The organism is Bacillus sp. R86525 (assembly GCF_042466195.1).
GTDB classification, from domain to species: domain Bacteria; phylum Bacillota; class Bacilli; order Bacillales; family Bacillaceae_G; genus Bacillus_A; species Bacillus_A nitratireducens.
The window spans coordinates 3,369,913-3,386,679 of record NZ_JAXHPX010000007.1; the positions used below are offsets into that span (position 1 = coordinate 3,369,913).

Genomic DNA, 16,767 nt, shown 5'->3' on the forward strand with positions numbered 1-16,767 from the left:
AACTCCTAATTATTCCCCAAGTACCTTCTCAATCTCAACTTCTAAATCCACCGGCTTCGTCTGCGGCGCAAAACGCCCTACTACTTTCCCATCTTTTCCAATTAGAAACTTAGTAAAGTTCCATTTCACTGCTTTCATACCAAGTAAACCTGGTGCTTGTTCTGTCATGTATGTATAAAGAGGATGAGCCTTATCACCTTTCACATCAATCTTTGCAAACATCGGGAAGTTTACACCGTAGTTTAATTCACAAAAACTAGTAATATCAGCTTCCGTTCCCGGTTCTTGCCCTCCAAATTGATTACAAGGGAAGCCTAATATTTCTAATCCTTGATCTTTATATTTATCATATACTTCTTGTAATCCTTTATATTGCGGTGTAAAACCACATTTGCTAGCTACATTTACAATAAGAAGCGCTTTTCCTTCGTAATCTTTTAACGATTTATCTTCTCCTGTTATCGTTTTAGCTGAAAAATCATAAACTGTCATTGATCCTACCCCTCTCTTTACTATCATTCTATGTTTATACTATACTACATTCGTGAATATACAGCTCTTATTACGTACTTACACACCAAAATGATAGCGCTTTATTTTGGTTCGGAAATTCGACACAATATACTAGACTTTTATGATGGAAAGTTTTACAATTGAATTGTGAACAAAATGTGACAGTTTATATTCCATTATAAAAGAAAAGGATGGTGTTCATTATGAAAACTGCACAACATGAAACGATTTCAAATCGCGAGTTTTATTTCGTACTATATATGATGTTATTGTATGTTATTGGCTGGGTAATCGATGTAAATGGTTTATTTTTAAGCTCCTACTTTAATTTAGCAGGAGAGATTATGCTTCCAATCGTTGGTGGCATTGTTGGACTGTTCGTTATGTCTATCAATAAAGAACAAACGAAATAACTACATTACAAAAAGGCAGAAGACGAGGTTTCGTTTTCTGCCTTTTTGCATTTTTAGCGTATAATAAAAAACATAAAAGTATATAAGGAGTGGTAAAGATGAAAAAAGTAGAACAATTATCTTCTCACCTATATCTTATTGATGATTACGACTTACAACATATTGAACGAACAGGTACGTACGTTTTATTAGATGACGACATTACTTTAATTGAAACTTGTGCAGCCCCATCTCTTCCCTATATTTTAGACGGCTTACAACAACTACATATTGATTTAAAAGATGTAAAAAATATCATTGTTACACATGTTCATTTAGATCACGCAGGTGCAGCAGGGCTAATGATGGAAAAGTGCCCAAATGCTACTTTATTTGTGCATTCTCGTGGTGCTCGTCATATGATCGATCCAACGAAACTCATTTTAGGTGCAAAAGCTGTGTACAAAGAAGATTTTGATAAACTTTTTGATCCCATTCTTCCAATTGAAGAAGAACGTGTTCGTATTGTACAACATGGTGATACGTTAAAAATTGCAGAAGACCGTACACTTACATTTTACGATACACCGGGACATGCTAAGCATCATATTAGCATTCACGATTCATTAACAAACGGCATTTTTACTGGTGATACAATTGGAATTTACTATCGAGAGCTAGCTGATCTTGGTGTAGAACTATATCTACCATCAACTTCACCTTCACAATTCCAACCAGAGGCGATGATCGCTTCTAAAAATCATATTCAAAGTATGGATGTAGATACTATTTATTTCGGTCATTACGGCGCATCATCCAATGTTACAGAAGTATATAACCAACTTGAACATTGGTTACCTATTTTTGTTGGTACTGGTAAAGAGGTCTTTGAAAAGTATAATGATTTCGATGAAGCGACTAAAGCTTTGCAAACTTTATTAATGGATAAAATCTCTTCTCATCTTACAAAGTTAAACGTTCCATCAAATCATTCCGTTTATAACATTTTACATCTAGATATGGAAATTAGTGCAATGGGCATTATTGATTATTTCACGAAGCAAGAAAAAGCAAACTCCACTATTAACTAACAGTAAAAGAAGAGATATACAACAGTAGTTATTGTATATCTCTTCTTTTTTTGAATATATTTTGAGTAAAGGATGGTGGAATGCAATGCAAAAAGTGATTCTATACCTCTGCTTCACATTATTTATCGTCTTATTATTATTTGTCGGAGTGAAAATTCAATTTTATTTAGATACAGACGCGCAGGTGAACTTTAACGTTTATCCAAGATTATTCTACTATACACTCTTCCCTCTTTTGGTCGGCATTTTATTACGATTCCTTCAATCCATTAATCGTGAAACAAGTAAACAAAACTGGAACTTTCAGCCGGATAAATTTATCGCTATTACGTTGCCTACACTATTCATTTCCTTTTCTCCAGCTCTACTCTTTTCACCAGTTGGAAAATACCTACCTTATTTAACTAGTATTATTCTTATAAATACAACTTTCGTTACCATTATTAGTTTAATAGCTGGTTACTCACTTTTAGATTGTTTGATACAAAAAGACAAGGAGACTGGGAAGGAATATAACTAAGTGATTTCCCACTTTCACTTATTTAGCAAATCAAGATAATTCTGCCCATGACTTGTATGCAAAAGAACCTAATGTTCAATTTTTAAGTGTCGTTGGTTATGGTGGTTTATTTATAAGTGCAATACTCCTTGTAAGAGTTGCTATACATGCGGTAAGGAAATTTAAGTAATAACAAAACGAGTATGAAATCGCATAGATTTTATACTCGTTTTTTATTGTTCATATATTTAATTGATAATAGGAAATTTATGTTAAACTAAAGAAAGTCGTGCACTAAATCAAAATACATTTCAAACAAGGGAGACTTATTATGAAATTTGGGACTTTCTCGTTTCTAACGTTTATCGCAAGTATATGTTCTTTCTTTATTTTAAGAGGACCTAATGCAAATTTAACATTAATTATTGTGCTTCTAAGTACTCTTTCATTACTCGGTATTATTTTTGCGATCGTATCAAAGAATTGGCTATTTAAAATAGTTGGTACGGCATTAAATGGAGTAATACTAGTATTTGTATATTTCTTATTGCTAGCAAAAGGCATAGGTGGTTAATATATTTACGTTTCAATAAAGAAAGCTCACAGCTTAAGCTATGAGCTTTTTTACTTATCTCACCTTTTCATCTACATACTCCATAAAATGTTCTGCTTTAATAAATCTTTCTTTATACGCTTCAGGTACTTCTTCTACTGTTATCCCACCACTCGATTTCGCTTTTACTAATACAGTTTGATATGACATTAACGCTTCCATATATTGTTCATACTCTTCTGAAGTTAATACTTCTTTACTAGATTTATGGCCATTTAATTTATCAAAATACGGCTGAAGTTCCATTTCTACCTTTTTCATTTCCTCTTTTTTAGCTGGTGATAATTGATCATAATCAATATTACCGTTCGAATCCCCGTACTCAAGCTTTGCATTTGTTAATTTCTTTAGTTCTTTTGTAAACTCTTCATATTCCTTCGCACCCATTTCGTCTTTCGCTTGTGATAACTTTGCATTAAAACGCATATACGCTTCTAATGTCATCGCTCCGGCATGTTTTTTTAAGTTCTCAAACGACCCGTATATACCATCCGCCATAATAGATTGGTAAGCAAAACCAGTCGTTGGGATTAAAAATGCTGCTGCAAGCACTCCTGCAATAAGGCGCTTCTTCCTTTTGTTCCCCCCTCGCTTCATTTTAATCTGAACAATTACTTTTTCTTTTAACTCCGGCGGGGCAATAATCCCCTTCGCTTCTTCTTGTATGGATTCTCTAACTCTACAATCTAAGCTCATTTCACATTCCCTACCTCTCCTAAAAAGATTTCTTCTACTTGCTCTTTTTGACGTAGTTTCTTTAATGCCGCATGAATTCTAGACTTCACTGTACCGATTGGAATATGTAATATTTGTGCTACTTCTTCTTGAGAGTAATCGTGTAAGTATCTTAAGATAATAACTTGTTTCAATTTATACGGTAACTTATGAATGAGTTCGATTAATTTTTGATTTGATATTTTACTTACAACATCGCTAGAAAAATCAATTTGTACTGGCTTTCTTTGCTCTTCTGCTTTTTTTACAATTCGCAGTCGCATCCACCTCTTTCTTCTATAAGAATGAATTTGTTTAATCGCCAGTCCAATTAGCCAAGGTCTAAATGGCTTCTCGCTATCATATTTACGAAGCGATTCATATAGCTGTATGTATATTTCTTGAACGACATCATCTACATCTGCTTTGTCTTCTATTAAAAAATGTGCTGTCTTATATATTTCTTGAATCGTTTTATCATACAATTCGCTATACGCTTCTTTATTGCCTGATAAAGTTAATTGGATTAAATCTGTATACACTGTTTCATCCTTCATGTACCATCCCTCCTTTGTCTTACACTATATATTGGCAAGAAAACGATATTTCGTTCGATTTTTCAAAAAAGTTTTTTATATACATTAATATAATAATCTAATGACTTCATAAGCTTCACTTATAACCTTGCATAACAATTATATAATTTTCCAATTCTTAAAGAAGATTTAAAATGATTTATATAGTCAAATTTAGGAGGATATATATGAAAGCTATCGTTGTAACTTCGTTCGGTGGTCCTGAAGTGATGAAATATACAGACGTGGAGATACCGGCTATTTCAGACAATCAAGTATTAATTCGTGTTGTTGCTACTAGTGTTAATTTTGCCGATATTAAATCACGTTATGGCAAAAAAGGAAACAAAGCCTTACCTTTTATCCCAGGGATAGATGCAGCTGGTATTGTAGAACGCGTAGGTTCTCATGTGAAAAACATTTATCCTGGCCAACGAGTCATTGCTTTTCCTCAAAATGGTTCTTACGCTGAATATGTTGTTGCAAATGAAAATCTTACTTTCGTATTACCTGATGAAGTTGATTTCCAAACTGCAGCCGCTTGCCCTATCGTATCTTTTACAAGCTACAATTTACTTGTAAATGTTGCAAGACTTCAACATGGTGAATCTGTTCTAATTCATGCAGCTGCTGGAGGAATTGGTACTACCGCGATTCAACTCGCAAAATTATTAGGGGCTAAAAAAGTAATCGGGACTGTCGGAAGTGAAGCAAAAAGAAAAATTGCTTTAGATGCTGGTGCTGATTATGTTATTTGTCATCAAGATGAAGATTTTGTAGAGAAAGTCAATGAGCTGACAAACGGAGAAGGAGTTAATGTAATTTTAGACTCTATTTCCGGAACTGTTTCTGAAAGAAGTTTAAAATGCCTTGCTTATTACGGTCGTCTCGTCCATTTCGGCAATGCCAGTGGAGAAGTTGGTAATTTTCAAACGAAAGATTTACACGCAAGTTGCCGTTCTATACTCGGTTTTAGCTTTGGCACTACACGAAAAAAACGTCCTGAATCACTCCAAGAAACTGCGAAGCAAGTTTTCCGTTATTTACGCGATGGAAGTTTACAAATTAATACTACGAAATCTTTTCCTCTTCAAGATGCAGGGAAAGCACATGAATGGGTCGAAAGTAGACAAAGTACAGGGAAAGTCATACTAAACGTTCAGACAGCTCCCTAAAATGAATACATGAAATAGAGGTGTTATTCATGGGATCACGAATTATGCATATCATTATCTCGAGCGGTATTGCCGAAAAACTATCTATTCAAGACAAAACCTCTTTCTTACTTGGTGGTGTAGCTCCTGATGCTGTTCATTCAAAAGAAAAAAAAGGAACTTCACATTTTTACGCTGGTACCACGAAGAACTATACGAGAAGAATAGATTATGATTCATTTATTCATAAATACGAAGATCATATGGATTCCCCTTATATTTTAGGTTATTATACCCACCTCATTGCCGATGATAATTGGCTAAGCGGCTTTTTTCTACCTTGGCTTAAAAACAGAATGGAAAACGACGAAACTATCGCACCTATGTACTATAACGATTTTAAATTGTTGAACGCAAAGTTGTTGCATCATTACGATATAGATCAAAAGCTCTTCTCTCTTCTAAATCAAGAGGCTCACATTATGGATATCGAAGAGGTTTCTAAAGAAAACGTTTTAGCATTTCGAGCATACCTTTTTGAAGATATGCTGTATCCGGAGCAACATTTGCATGAAGAGTTACAGGTTTTTACGTTTGATCAAATCGTTGGTTATATTGAGACCGCTATTGAAAAAGGAACATTTTTTATAGAACAACTCGCTAATAAAAAATTCACTTCAAATATTTAATCCCCCTCATGATTTACGAGGGGGATTTTCACATAACAATATTATTATTGGTTCTTTTCCATAACCGCAAAATAGTTCCCTTCACTATCAGCAAAGTTAAACACTTTACCCGAAGGCATAGTTACCATTTCGCCAACAGTAACATTTTTATTTTTTAAATCTGTATATAATTGATCAAGATTTTCTGAGAAGAACATTAAAGATGGTGTACCAAGATTCAATTCTGGGCTCATTTTCGAAATAACTTCTTTATTATGTAGTATAATACCTGTTTCCGCATCGTTTGTTGGAGCAATTTCAATCCATCTCATTCCTTGCTTGTTATCTTCCTCTGCAACTACATGAAATCCTACTTTTTCAGTCCAAAAATTTACTGCCTCATCTTGATTATTTACGTATAACATAATTTGTCCAACTTTATGGATCATTTGTTTTCCCCCTAATGGTTTTTATACTCTATGTAGGTTTCTACAAGTACTATTGTTATTCCTTTTGAGTTTATATGTACCTCTTTACAAAATTTACCGACTGATTCATCCCGTCAAGTTCGTTAAAATAATCATTTCTTTCAATCATGTTATACCCGTCGAATCCGATTTCATCTAATGCCTTGAAGAATATATCGAAATCTACTTCACCATTTCCTGCTGCGACTTCTATATACTTACTTGAACTATCGCTTTTCACCTCTTTACAATCTTTAATATGAGTTTGTACTATATAATCTTTTAATAGTAATAAACTCTCTATCGGATTTCCATTTACATCGCTAATTAAATTTGCTGGGTCAAAGTTAACAGCAAGTCCTTTGGAGTTTGTAGTTTCTAAAAATTGTTTTAATACTATTGCTTTTTCAGATCCTGTCTCAATAGCGAAGACTCCCCCTAATTTTAATAATAAATCCCCTATCTCATAACAAGCCCTTTGCATCTTTTCATATCGCTCGCTCTTTTCAACATCTGGAATTTTTCCAATGTGAGCCGTTATTATATTTGCTCCTAATTCTAATCCCTTATCAGCAACACGTTTCAACTGCTCTATTACATTTTCATCCTCCGCCCCTACAATTCCACTTTCTCCAAAACTAATTGCTAATGATGGAACTTTAATTCCATTAAAAAATAAACTTTTCTTTAAATTGGTCCATTCTACCTTTGAAATATTTGCTAAGTTGAAAGTCGTATTCATAGCATATAGTTGAATATATTTTAAATCCCATTCTCTCGCCTTTTTTATTCCTTCGTTCACTTCAATATGTTTAGTATTTAAAAACATTCCTAATTTCCTGTTCATAAATGTACCTTCTTTTTATTATTTCGTATCATGTTAATATTCGACTCTTTTTATGTTGCTTCCTTGTACAAACTAAACTAGAAATGCTACACCTTTATCAATAATCCCTGTAGAATCATTAATATTTTTAAAGTTACGATAGATGAAATTTTAATAATCGTTAATAAAATTTCATCTATTATTCCACAAAAAAAGACGTAACTACGCATAGTTACGTCTTTCCTTTTATTTATCCCACTATTTGCCGTGCAGTAAGACTCCCACCTCAAAATTCAGTTAGAGCAAAGAAGTCAGGTAGGAGATTAACTGCACGTGAACGCCCGATTGGTGAAGGCTAATAATCAGTGGGGAGGAACACCCGCCCACTGATTAAAGTTTCACTTTATCTAGGTTTTTTCTTCCCAGTAAATGCTGGTTTCTTTTTCTTTGGTTCTTGTGGTTTCGATTCTACAAATGTTCCTTTGAACATTTCTTGTTTCGTAAACACGATACCTAATTTTTTCGCAAATTGAAGTAATTTACGTTCTTCTTGTTCTGTTACAAGAGAAACTACTGTTCCTTCTTTACCCATACGTCCAGTACGTCCTGAACGGTGAATGTATTGGTCTACAGTGTCAGGTAACTCTAAGTGAATTACATGTGTTAAATCATCAATATCTATTCCACGTGCTGCAATATCAGTAGCAAGTAGAATTTCTAATTTCCCACCGCGGAATGCACGCATCGTTGCTTCACGCTCTTGCTTGCTTGCCTCTGCATGAAGAGCTGCTGCTTTCATTTTACGGAATTTCAATTTCTGAGTAATTTCATCTAAACGGAATGGGTCATTTAAGAAAGCAACTGCTTTTACATCGCCCATATGCATAATTCTTCTTACGTAATCATTTTTTTCGCGTCGCTCACAAATGATATACGTATGCTCAACTAAGCTTTTTGACTCTGCACGAGTTACACGTACTAATTGTGGTTCAACTGCTAAATCACGTGCTGCATCTTCTGCCGCTTTTGTCATTGTTGCTGAGAAGAATACTAATTGACGATCGCGCATCGTTGATTTAATTACATCCTGTGCAGCGCCCATCATTTTTTGCTTTACAATTTGATCAAACTCATCAAATACAATTGTTTTCACTTCATGCATTTTTAGCTTTTTCATACGAATTAATTCTAAAATACGGCCTGGTGAACCGACAATTACTTTCGGGTGTTTCTTTAATTTTTCAACTTGGCGCTTAATATCTGCACCACCAATTAAAGATGCACCTGAAATTTCAGTTCCTGCTGTAAATTTTTGAACCTCTTCATGAATTTGCATTACAAGTTCACGCGTTGGAGCTAAAATAACAACTTGTGGCTGTTTTACTTCAGGATTAATTTTATGTAAAAGTGGTAATAAGTACGCTAATGTTTTTCCTGTTCCAGTTGGAGATTCAGCTATAACGTCTTGTCCTTCTAAAATAGTTGGAATCGCTTGTTTTTGAATTTCAGTTAATTCTTTAAAACCAGCCTTCTCCCAAGCTTGTTGTAAAAATGGTTGCATATCTTTTATCATTTGTTTTTCTCCTTTATCTCTATTTTTGAAGAAAATGCTGTATTGTTCGCACCGTTTCTATCATGTGTGAAATAACAGCTATTAAATCATCAACATGGTCTTCTGTAATCGCTTTTTGAAATAGAACCTCTACCTTATTATGATATGAAATCGCTTGCTTATTATATTCGTATGAAATTTTCTGCGTAATCATTCGCTCTTTTCCCCATATAGAATGCAATAAAGTTTCAATTTCTTCGCATCCTATCTCTGGTTGTTCCATTTCGAACGAGAATTCCAGCTTCATTTCACAACCTGGTATAAACTGAGGTACTTCTAATATTTCACCTGATAAATTCTTTGCATCAACAGATAGTGAAAATGTTGCCTCTACCATCGTTTTAAATGGTTCTGTTAGTTGAAATGAAATACTATACATACGACTCAATGAAGCAAGGTCCATCACATCTTTTCGATCTGTTACGAGAATATCACCGTGTAAATCGAAATCATAGACAGCTCCTTCCACAATTACCTTTAAATTTTCAAAAGCAGTTGGATCAAACATAATTTCCTCCAAAAAACAGGCGCCTTTCGATGGAAAGGCGCCACTTGATGTATATATAGTGTACAGATAAACGAGATGAATTACAACCTTTTAGAATAAACCTACTGCTTTTCCATCTTCATTTACATCCATTTGCAGCGCAGCTGGCTGTTTCGGAAGACCTGGCATTGTTAACATTGTTCCTGTTAACGCAACGATAAACCCTGCACCGATAGATGGTTTTAATTCACGAATTGTAACGATAAAGTCAGATGGGCGACCTAATTTCGTTGCATCATCAGAAAGAGAGTATTGTGTTTTCGCCATACAAACTGGTAGCTTACTCCAACCTTCTCCTTCATATTGAGCTAATTGCTTACGTGCTTTCGGAGCAAATTCAATATCTTTTGCACCATACACTTTTTGAGCAATTGTACGAATTTTTTCTTCCAATGGTAATTCTAATTCGTAAAGTGGTGCGTAGTTGTTCTCACCTTTTTCGATTTCTTTTAGTACTTTTTCAGCAAGGTCAACTCCGCCTTGGCCACCCTTCTCCCAAACTTCTGTTAAGGATACTGCATAGCCACGCTCATTGCACCATTCTTGTAAATATGTAACTTCTGCATCTGTGTCTGTAATGAATTTATTAATTGCAATTACGAAAGGCACACCGAAGCTTTGAATTGTTTCAACATGCTTCTGTAAGTTTTCCATACCTTTTGCTAATGCATCTACATTTTCTTCTTTTAATTGATCTTTTGCTACGCCGCCATGCATTTTAAGCGCACGAATAGTCGCAACAATAACAACTGCTTCTGGTTTAATGCCAGCTGCACGAGCTTTAATATCTAAAAACTTCTCAGCACCTAAATCCGCACCGAATCCAGCTTCTGTAATAACATAATCACCTAATTTTGCTGCCATTGTCGTAGCGATAACACTGTTACAACCGTGAGCGATATTCGCAAATGGTCCGCCATGAATGATAGCTGGTGTATTTTCTAATGTTTGTACTAAGTTCGGTTTTAATGCGTCTTTTAATAATAATGTTAACGCACCTTCTACACCTAAATCTTTAACCGTTACAGGTTGATTTGCAAAATTATAAGCGACAACAATGCGAGCTAGACGCGCTTTTAAATCTTGAATATCTGTTGCAAGGCAGAATACGGCCATAATTTCAGATGCTACTGTAATATCAAAACCGTCTTCACGTGGTACACCTTGAACCGGTCCACCAAGGCCAATTACTACATTACGAAGGGCACGATCATTTAAGTCAACACAGCGTTTCCAAACGATTTTACGCGTATCAATTCCAAGTGTGTTTCCTTGTTGGATATGATTATCAATAAACGCCGCTAACGCGTTATTGGCAGTTGTGATCGCATGGATATCTCCAGTAAAGTGAAGGTTAATGTCTTCCATTGGTACAACCTGTGAAAAACCACCACCTGCTGCTCCGCCTTTTAGTCCCATCGTTGGTCCAAGAGATGGTTCGCGAAGTGCAATTACTGTTTTCTTACCAATTTTATTAAAAGCTTGACCTAAACCAACTGTTACTGTTGATTTACCTTCTCCAGCTGGAGTTGGGTTAATCGCTGTTACTAAAACAACTTTACCGTCTTTTTCATCCTGTAAGCGCTTAAAAATATCAAGAGATAACTTACCTTTATAATGTCCGTATGGCTCTAATTCATCTTCTAAAATATTTAATTCAGCTGCAATTTCTTGAATCTTCTTCATACTCGCTTCTTGTGCGATTTCAATATCGGATTTAACTGTTGTAGTAGTTGTCATATACCCTAGTCCCCCTTTAATTGGTTCTGATGATATTGTATCAGTTTTTTGTATTTTCTGCACTTATTTACCTCCTAAAAATTCTTTCATTTCTTTATACGTTTTTTAACATAAATACCCATAAGAATGTTAACGATTGTTGTAACTCTGTAGGTAGTTGACCTAACATCTTCTCATTTACTCCGCGCTTATATACACCGATGCCATCTACAACTTCAAAACCTTGTTCTTTCGCTAACTGTTCAAATTCCCAAGGCATCATCGTATTACAAACAACGTCTTTGCCGTATAAACGAGGATAACTATTCTCTCGAGGCTTTGCTGTCGGTCCTAAAATTGCAATACATGCGTATCCATCTTTCTTTAAAACACGCTTTATTTCATTTAATGCTTGTAATGGCTCCTCAGTCCATTCTAAAGAATTAATTGCCATTATTGCTTCAAATTGCTCATTTTCAAATGGTAATGCAGAAAGATCACCTTTTATAAAAGATAAATTTGAGCCCTCTCCGCGTTCCTTACCCTTTTGAATCATCACTTCCGATAAGTCCACCCCAACTGCTTTGTACCCAGTAACACTTAATTTATATGTACCATACCCATCACCACAGCCAACATCTAACACTTGTGCTTCTTTTTCGACGTACTGCTCAAAAAATGGAATGATTGTACTCCTGCTCCCGCTATCCCACATTTCTTGACTATTTTGATTCCAAAACTCTGCATTGTTATCCCATTTTTTCTCTGCCGATTCATGCCAATTAAACTTCGCCATACATTCCCCTACCTTCAGTTATTATCATTCATTTCATTCTACATCATTTTCCAAAATTCCTGTTTATCTTCATAAGGAGATAAAGTGAAGCTTTAATCAGTGGGGGATTTTGTTCGTCCCCCACTGATTATTAGCCCTCACCAATCGGGATTTTTCGGGTAACCCGGCTCCACCTAAATTCTTTGCTCCAGCTGAATTTTGAGGTGGGAGCCTTACTGCACGGCAAATAGCAGGATGTACAGGATAACAACGGAATCTACTTTCTCCAATTTTTGCTTTACTTGGGTTTAACTCATACTCATGTTCTTTTCCTTATGAAGGATACTATAGATACACCCAATTGAAAGAGAGGGATGTACATGCGAAGAAAGAGAAATCATCATTTTAAAAGTGGTGAAAAAAACGAAGAGTATGCAGCTGAAATATCACCAGCTGGTATTCCGATTAGACATGAGCGCAAAGAAATTGCAAATGAAATAGAAGGTACAAATACCGGAGCAATGATAGGCTATGTCGCATTATTTCTTTCGTTATTCTCCATTGCTTTTTATCCTGTTACACTCGGCTCCCTTGCAATTTTAGTTGGCTTATTAGCTGTCAACTTTGGAGCGAGAACACTTGGATATACCGCAATTGGTTTTGGCAGTTTTTCTGTTTTATTCACTTTACTATATCCGCTTGCTTTATCAGCGTTTTAAAAAAAACACACCAAGTTATACTTGGTGTGTTCATTCATGATACAACATGATATGACCGCATCCACAACAATGCTTGGCTGTAATTTCTTGAAAGACTGGATAATTTTCTTCGTCCCTTTGTTCAATAAACACCTTTTCAAATCGGTACATGTTTGGTGCATATGCCCAATCTTGTTTCGTACGTGCATATAATGTTGATGAAAAAAACTCCTCACCACCACAAACGATACACTCCTTCTTCATTAATACCCCTCCTATGCTTGTCTTACTTCATCTATATGAACATAAGCATAAAAAAAAGACCTTCTATTACTAGAAAGTCTTCTCTGAAACAAAAAGAAATGTACCAAACATCCCTACTCCGCTATATTCTTTTGTAACACCAGCTTCTGTTTTATACGTTTGCTTTACAGTCATAAAGAAAACACCATTTCGCGCATCAATACTTTCAAACTGTAATTTTTCTTTTTTTCCATCTACATTTTGCGTGCATTCAAAGCTACTCTCGTCACATTTCAATGCATACTTATCCTCTAAATACAATTTGAAATCTGATTCTTTCGGACAAGTTATAAGTAATATCGCCACGAGAATAATACTTACCATACCCACAATTGTATAATATTTCTTCATTTGTTCTCCTTTCAAAAGACAAGAAAACTTGACTTCATGCGCCAAGTTTTCTTAGTCTACTACCCATTGCCACTCTTGTTCTTTCTTATCAAAAATGAGCCAACCTGTTTCTGTTGCGTCCGCTTTCAATTCATCGATATTATCTAGTACCTCATCCGTACTTTCGAATGATCCTACTACATATACCGGAATTTCAAGACCTCTTCTTGACTCAATTTTCCCCGCTAAATCAATGTATAACCCATCTTCCATTAACGGAACAAGCCCAAGGATAACTTCCTTTGAAATTGCTGGGAAAATTTTTGATTTTTGGAAGAAAGTAAAACGTTTCTTTCCAAACGAACCGAGTTTATATGGAATTACTTTACTTAGCATTCCTACAAAATCACCGATTCTACGGTAATACACTTTGTTGTACCAACCATCATCATGTGAAAAATAAACGAATCTATTTTTCAGTAACGGGAAGAACGTTCTTCCAAGTGGTTCTTTTTTGTGAGCCAAATATAATAATTCTGCAATTTCTTTTGGCTCTAACTCATCTAAATCGCTTGCATCATCAAAATCTACCCAACAAAATTCATCAAATTCATCAATCTCTGCTTGAATGAGTTTATGTATGTTTTCTTCCTCGACATATTCAAATAAAGTATGATAATGAAAATCTGTCCACTCAAAATTATGCTTTAAAAGTAATACTTGATGAAGCGGTGAAGGGATGTTACTTGCAAACTCTTTAAACGTAATTCCAGATGTAATAAAACAATGACCCCGACGATTACCATTAATATATATCATATTGTTTACTTGGTCAGATCCTCCAGACAAAGCACCCAGCCACCTTCGTTTTATATGTTTCAATTCTATAGCATATTTTAACATGAAAAATTTTAGAAACATAGAAAAAACTTCAAAAACTATTTACAATTTCATGTGTTTTATTACATACTGATTACAAGAAAAAACGCCTGCTCATAAGCAGGCGTTTTTAAAGGATATCATCTGGGTTTTGAGGGTGATGATTTTCCTCTTTCTTTTCTTCTTTTTGGAACATCGATTGGATTTTATCAATTGTTTGTGGAGCTAATTCAATCATTTTTTCCGCTAAATGTGTCGCATTTTGTAAATGAAGAATATTTACCCCATCTTTATTTACAACTAGAAATGCTACCGGTGTAATTGATACTCCACCCGCGCTACCGCCACCAAATGCAGGGTTACCATTCGCTCTTAGTCCATCATTCGTCTGGAAATCAGAACCTCCTGCTCCAAAACCGAACGCTACTTTAGAAACCGTTAATACTACACCACCGTCAGCCGTTTGAACAGGCTCTCCAACAATCGTATTTACATCGACCATTTCCTTCAAATTTTCCATTGCTGCTTTCATTAATCCTTGAATTGGATGATCCACCGTTCATAACCTCCTTTGTCATATCTTTCCTAGTTTTTCCGAAAGTTTGTGAACTAAACATAAAATTTTATATTGATTTCAAAAAACTTAAGTTGTAATATTTAGAAAAATAAAAAAAGGGGTCGAATCGTGATGATGCGAAAATTAACAAAGAAAGATCATGAACAAGTATTTTCTTTTCTAAAAGAAGAAGCAGCCCTTAACTTATTTATCATTGGAGATATTGAAGCTTTCGGTTATGACACAGATTTTCAAGAATTATGGGGCGCATTCAAAGAGAACGGAACATTAAAATCAATTTTGCTACGCTTCCATGAAACATTTATACCGTATAGTAAAGGAGAGTTTATAGTCGCTGACTATGAGGCACTTCTTTCCGCATATAAGCCGCTTAAACTCTCTGGCAAGTCAACTATTGTAGAAAGATTTGAAACTGCTTCAAATATACAACTAGGTACTAAAAATGAAATGTATTTTTGCGAATGTCTAGATGACAACAACTTACCTAGCACACCAATTCATGAAACAATTAAACTTGCCTCACTCGATGATATGGAACGAATTATGAAATTACGAAGTAACATCGCTGAATTCCCGACTGCTAATGAATCAGAGAAAATATTAAGACAAGCTATCGAAACTAATACAGGACGTACATACTATATTGAAAAAGACGGTGCAATCATCGCATCCGCCTCTACATCCGCTGAAAATTCATTATCGGCTATGGTTGTTGGAGTCTGTACACATCCGAATCATCGCGGGAATGGATATGCTTCGCTCATATTACAGAAAATGATCCAAGACTTTACGAAAGAAGGCCGAACGCTTTGCTTATTTTATAACAATCCAGCAGCTGGACGAATTTATAAACGTTTAGGGTTTAAAGATATTGGAATGTGGACGATGTATCGATAATAAAAAGCCGATTTGATATCGGCTTTTATACATATTCTGCTATTCCAGCTTGAAAGGCTTTTTTATCATTATTCAGGACACCAAATAATGCTTCTTGAAGAGCAAATGTACTTTTGTAAAAATACATTCTTTCCTTTACTGCTTCTAAATTAGGATAATGAACCGAAAAGAGTTGTAAAAACTCCTCTCCATAACTAGCTAATATCCCCGCAAAGTCATAAGCAGGATCTCCCATGCTCGCACCACCAAAATCTATAACTCCTGAAATATCCCGCTTTGTTGCACTATATAAGATGTTTGTCATGCCAAAATCCCCATGAACAAGACTAGGGGTAAAGTTAAAGTGACTAGATTCATTTAAATATAACTCAAATGATTTTGAGATCTCTTTTCTCGCTTCAGTTCTCATGAATGGATAAACATGTTCTTGTAATTTGCTATATAAACTATTTATTTCTGAATACATATCAGTACCATCATATTGCATAATACCTTCAAATGTAGATAACGGAATTTCGTGTAACTCTTTTAAAAATCCCGCTAATGTGCACGCAAGTTTCTGTATTTGTTTTTCATCATTTATTTCTGTAAAAATGTCTTTCCAAAACGGTTCTCCCTCAATCATTTCATATCCTGTAAATACTTTCCCTGGCACTTCATCTTGAAATCTTTGATAACATGGATTGGGAATATGGAGCGTAATGAAGGGTCTTATTTTCTCTAACAGCTTTGTTTCTACTCGAAGTTTCTGAATACCTTTTTCATATTTCGGAAAACGAAATACTATATTATCATTTACAATTAATACATCATTATTTTGACCTATTTCATTTACATAAACCGATTTTATTTGTAATTGAGGATATATCCTTTGTAAATACGCAACATACTCATTTTCTTTTCTCATTCTTTCTCTTC

Annotated in this window: 22 protein-coding genes; 8 read left to right on the forward strand and 14 right to left on the reverse strand. The window is 35.0% G+C overall.

Annotated elements, in window-relative coordinates:
- Window positions 1–9: 9 nt before the first annotated feature.
- Window positions 10–492, reverse strand: coding sequence for a glutathione peroxidase (gene bsaA / locus SJY24_RS19965; RefSeq protein WP_000219424.1), 483 nt, complete (start codon window positions 490–492; stop codon window positions 10–12).
- Between the two features lie 224 nt (window positions 493–716).
- Between bsaA and SJY24_RS19970 the strand changes: the two genes are divergently transcribed.
- From SJY24_RS19970 to SJY24_RS19985, 4 genes are all read left to right on the forward strand, one after another.
- Window positions 717–926: a DUF3925 family protein gene (locus SJY24_RS19970; RefSeq protein WP_002127081.1), complete on the forward strand. Its 210-nt coding sequence runs from the start codon at window positions 717–719 to the stop codon at window positions 924–926.
- A gap of 98 nt (window positions 927–1,024) precedes the next feature.
- Window positions 1,025–1,996: an MBL fold metallo-hydrolase gene (locus SJY24_RS19975; protein ID WP_377865920.1), complete on the forward strand. Its 972-nt coding sequence runs from the start codon at window positions 1,025–1,027 to the stop codon at window positions 1,994–1,996.
- An 85-nt stretch (window positions 1,997–2,081) separates the two neighbouring features.
- Window positions 2,082–2,516, forward strand: coding sequence for a hypothetical protein (locus SJY24_RS19980; protein ID WP_377865921.1), 435 nt, complete (start codon window positions 2,082–2,084; stop codon window positions 2,514–2,516).
- A 310-nt stretch (window positions 2,517–2,826) separates the two neighbouring features.
- On the forward strand, window positions 2,827–3,069 hold the full coding sequence (locus SJY24_RS19985; protein ID WP_377865922.1) for a hypothetical protein: 243 nt from the start codon (window positions 2,827–2,829) through the stop codon (window positions 3,067–3,069).
- Window positions 3,070–3,123: 54 nt separating this feature from the next.
- On the opposite strand, the gene SJY24_RS19990 is transcribed toward SJY24_RS19985, so the two are convergent.
- Window positions 3,124–3,804, reverse strand: coding sequence for a DUF3600 domain-containing protein (locus SJY24_RS19990; RefSeq protein ID WP_212090525.1), 681 nt, complete (start codon window positions 3,802–3,804; stop codon window positions 3,124–3,126).
- The gene (locus SJY24_RS19995) at window positions 3,801–4,379 is read right to left on the reverse strand and encodes a sigma-70 family RNA polymerase sigma factor (protein WP_000651115.1); all 579 of its coding nucleotides are present in this window, start codon (window positions 4,377–4,379) and stop codon (window positions 3,801–3,803) included. The genes SJY24_RS19990 and SJY24_RS19995 overlap by 4 nt, the downstream gene beginning before the upstream one ends.
- Before the next feature lie 206 nt (window positions 4,380–4,585).
- Here SJY24_RS19995 and SJY24_RS20000 point away from each other — a divergent pair, with 206 nt between their 5' ends.
- Both SJY24_RS20000 and SJY24_RS20005 read left to right on the forward strand, forming a co-directional pair.
- Window positions 4,586–5,572 carry a quinone oxidoreductase family protein gene (locus SJY24_RS20000; protein ID WP_377865923.1) on the forward strand — a complete coding sequence of 329 codons (987 nt, stop codon included), beginning with the start codon at window positions 4,586–4,588 and terminating at the stop codon, window positions 5,570–5,572.
- A gap of 29 nt (window positions 5,573–5,601) precedes the next feature.
- On the forward strand, window positions 5,602–6,240 hold the full coding sequence (locus tag SJY24_RS20005; protein ID WP_377865924.1) for a zinc dependent phospholipase C family protein: 639 nt from the start codon (window positions 5,602–5,604) through the stop codon (window positions 6,238–6,240).
- A gap of 44 nt (window positions 6,241–6,284) precedes the next feature.
- Here the strand turns inward: SJY24_RS20005 and SJY24_RS20010 are convergent, their stop codons facing one another.
- The 6 genes from SJY24_RS20010 to SJY24_RS20035 all read right to left on the reverse strand — a co-directional run bounded on the left by SJY24_RS20010 (window position 6,285) and on the right by SJY24_RS20035 (window position 12,186).
- Entirely contained in the window at window positions 6,285–6,668 is a 384-nt protein-coding gene (locus SJY24_RS20010; RefSeq protein WP_098477982.1) for a VOC family protein, read from the reverse strand.
- A 70-nt stretch (window positions 6,669–6,738) separates the two neighbouring features.
- Window positions 6,739–7,533, reverse strand: coding sequence for a sugar phosphate isomerase/epimerase family protein (locus SJY24_RS20015; RefSeq protein ID WP_097809110.1), 795 nt, complete (start codon window positions 7,531–7,533; stop codon window positions 6,739–6,741).
- Window positions 7,534–7,915: 382 nt separating this feature from the next.
- A complete protein-coding gene (locus tag SJY24_RS20020; protein ID WP_000588605.1) occupies window positions 7,916–9,085 on the reverse strand; it encodes a DEAD/DEAH box helicase in 1,170 nt (389 codons plus the stop codon).
- 19 nt (window positions 9,086–9,104) lie between these two features.
- Window positions 9,105–9,632, reverse strand: a complete 528-nt coding sequence (locus SJY24_RS20025) for a hypothetical protein (RefSeq protein ID WP_000460232.1) — start codon at window positions 9,630–9,632, stop codon at window positions 9,105–9,107.
- Window positions 9,633–9,722: 90 nt separating this feature from the next.
- Window positions 9,723–11,411 (reverse strand): formate--tetrahydrofolate ligase, encoded by a 1,689-nt coding sequence (locus SJY24_RS20030; protein WP_377867282.1) that lies wholly within the window; start codon window positions 11,409–11,411, stop codon window positions 9,723–9,725.
- 94 nt (window positions 11,412–11,505) lie between these two features.
- A complete protein-coding gene (locus SJY24_RS20035) occupies window positions 11,506–12,186 on the reverse strand; it encodes a class I SAM-dependent methyltransferase (protein ID WP_001051563.1) in 681 nt (226 codons plus the stop codon).
- A gap of 359 nt (window positions 12,187–12,545) precedes the next feature.
- Between SJY24_RS20035 and SJY24_RS20040 the strand changes: the two genes are divergently transcribed.
- Window positions 12,546–12,884: a hypothetical protein gene (locus SJY24_RS20040; protein WP_001253195.1), complete on the forward strand. Its 339-nt coding sequence runs from the start codon at window positions 12,546–12,548 to the stop codon at window positions 12,882–12,884.
- A gap of 30 nt (window positions 12,885–12,914) precedes the next feature.
- Here the strand turns inward: SJY24_RS20040 and SJY24_RS20045 are convergent, their stop codons facing one another.
- The 4 genes from SJY24_RS20045 to ytfJ all read right to left on the reverse strand — a co-directional run bounded on the left by SJY24_RS20045 (window position 12,915) and on the right by ytfJ (window position 14,931).
- Window positions 12,915–13,127 carry a hypothetical protein gene (locus tag SJY24_RS20045; protein ID WP_000711203.1) on the reverse strand — a complete coding sequence of 71 codons (213 nt, stop codon included), beginning with the start codon at window positions 13,125–13,127 and terminating at the stop codon, window positions 12,915–12,917.
- 69 nt (window positions 13,128–13,196) lie between these two features.
- Window positions 13,197–13,517 carry a hypothetical protein gene (locus SJY24_RS20050; protein ID WP_000761191.1) on the reverse strand — a complete coding sequence of 107 codons (321 nt, stop codon included), beginning with the start codon at window positions 13,515–13,517 and terminating at the stop codon, window positions 13,197–13,199.
- A gap of 51 nt (window positions 13,518–13,568) precedes the next feature.
- Window positions 13,569–14,345: a hypothetical protein gene (locus SJY24_RS20055; protein ID WP_000014098.1), complete on the reverse strand. Its 777-nt coding sequence runs from the start codon at window positions 14,343–14,345 to the stop codon at window positions 13,569–13,571.
- Between the two features lie 160 nt (window positions 14,346–14,505).
- A complete protein-coding gene (gene ytfJ / locus SJY24_RS20060; RefSeq protein ID WP_377865925.1) occupies window positions 14,506–14,931 on the reverse strand; it encodes a GerW family sporulation protein in 426 nt (141 codons plus the stop codon).
- Between the two features lie 132 nt (window positions 14,932–15,063).
- On the opposite strand from ytfJ, the gene SJY24_RS20065 reads away from it, so the two are divergent.
- On the forward strand, window positions 15,064–15,849 hold the full coding sequence (locus SJY24_RS20065) for a GNAT family N-acetyltransferase (protein WP_377865926.1): 786 nt from the start codon (window positions 15,064–15,066) through the stop codon (window positions 15,847–15,849).
- 25 nt (window positions 15,850–15,874) lie between these two features.
- Here the strand turns inward: SJY24_RS20065 and SJY24_RS20070 are convergent, their stop codons facing one another.
- A complete protein-coding gene (locus SJY24_RS20070; protein ID WP_377865927.1) occupies window positions 15,875–16,756 on the reverse strand; it encodes a phosphotransferase family protein in 882 nt (293 codons plus the stop codon).
- Between the last annotated feature and the right edge of the window lie 11 nt (window positions 16,757–16,767).

What these genes read in the sequence shown, in the direction of transcription:
- bsaA (WP_000219424.1), bottom strand. Translation starts at nt 492, where the DNA reads ATGACAGTTTATGATTTTTCAGCTAAAACGATAACAGGAGAAGATAAA.
- SJY24_RS19970 (WP_002127081.1), top strand. Translation starts at nt 717, where the DNA reads ATGAAAACTGCACAACATGAAACGATTTCAAATCGCGAGTTTTATTTC.
- SJY24_RS19975 (WP_377865920.1), top strand. Translation starts at nt 1,025, where the DNA reads ATGAAAAAAGTAGAACAATTATCTTCTCACCTATATCTTATTGATGAT.
- SJY24_RS19980 (WP_377865921.1), top strand. Translation starts at nt 2,082, where the DNA reads ATGCAAAAAGTGATTCTATACCTCTGCTTCACATTATTTATCGTCTTA.
- SJY24_RS19985 (WP_377865922.1), top strand. Translation starts at nt 2,827, where the DNA reads ATGAAATTTGGGACTTTCTCGTTTCTAACGTTTATCGCAAGTATATGT.
- SJY24_RS19990 (WP_212090525.1), bottom strand. Translation starts at nt 3,804, where the DNA reads ATGAGCTTAGATTGTAGAGTTAGAGAATCCATACAAGAAGAAGCGAAG.
- SJY24_RS19995 (WP_000651115.1), bottom strand. Translation starts at nt 4,379, where the DNA reads ATGAAGGATGAAACAGTGTATACAGATTTAATCCAATTAACTTTATCA.
- SJY24_RS20000 (WP_377865923.1), top strand. Translation starts at nt 4,586, where the DNA reads ATGAAAGCTATCGTTGTAACTTCGTTCGGTGGTCCTGAAGTGATGAAA.
- SJY24_RS20005 (WP_377865924.1), top strand. Translation starts at nt 5,602, where the DNA reads ATGGGATCACGAATTATGCATATCATTATCTCGAGCGGTATTGCCGAA.
- SJY24_RS20010 (WP_098477982.1), bottom strand. Translation starts at nt 6,668, where the DNA reads ATGATCCATAAAGTTGGACAAATTATGTTATACGTAAATAATCAAGAT.
- SJY24_RS20015 (WP_097809110.1), bottom strand. Translation starts at nt 7,533, where the DNA reads ATGAACAGGAAATTAGGAATGTTTTTAAATACTAAACATATTGAAGTG.
- SJY24_RS20020 (WP_000588605.1), bottom strand. Translation starts at nt 9,085, where the DNA reads ATGATAAAAGATATGCAACCATTTTTACAACAAGCTTGGGAGAAGGCT.
- SJY24_RS20025 (WP_000460232.1), bottom strand. Translation starts at nt 9,632, where the DNA reads ATGTTTGATCCAACTGCTTTTGAAAATTTAAAGGTAATTGTGGAAGGA.
- SJY24_RS20030 (WP_377867282.1), bottom strand. Translation starts at nt 11,411, where the DNA reads ATGACAACTACTACAACAGTTAAATCCGATATTGAAATCGCACAAGAA.
- SJY24_RS20035 (WP_001051563.1), bottom strand. Translation starts at nt 12,186, where the DNA reads ATGGCGAAGTTTAATTGGCATGAATCGGCAGAGAAAAAATGGGATAAC.
- SJY24_RS20040 (WP_001253195.1), top strand. Translation starts at nt 12,546, where the DNA reads ATGCGAAGAAAGAGAAATCATCATTTTAAAAGTGGTGAAAAAAACGAA.
- SJY24_RS20045 (WP_000711203.1), bottom strand. Translation starts at nt 13,127, where the DNA reads ATGAAGAAGGAGTGTATCGTTTGTGGTGGTGAGGAGTTTTTTTCATCA.
- SJY24_RS20050 (WP_000761191.1), bottom strand. Translation starts at nt 13,517, where the DNA reads ATGAAGAAATATTATACAATTGTGGGTATGGTAAGTATTATTCTCGTG.
- SJY24_RS20065 (WP_377865926.1), top strand. Translation starts at nt 15,064, where the DNA reads ATGATGCGAAAATTAACAAAGAAAGATCATGAACAAGTATTTTCTTTT.
- SJY24_RS20070 (WP_377865927.1), bottom strand. Translation starts at nt 16,756, where the DNA reads ATGAGAAAAGAAAATGAGTATGTTGCGTATTTACAAAGGATATATCCT.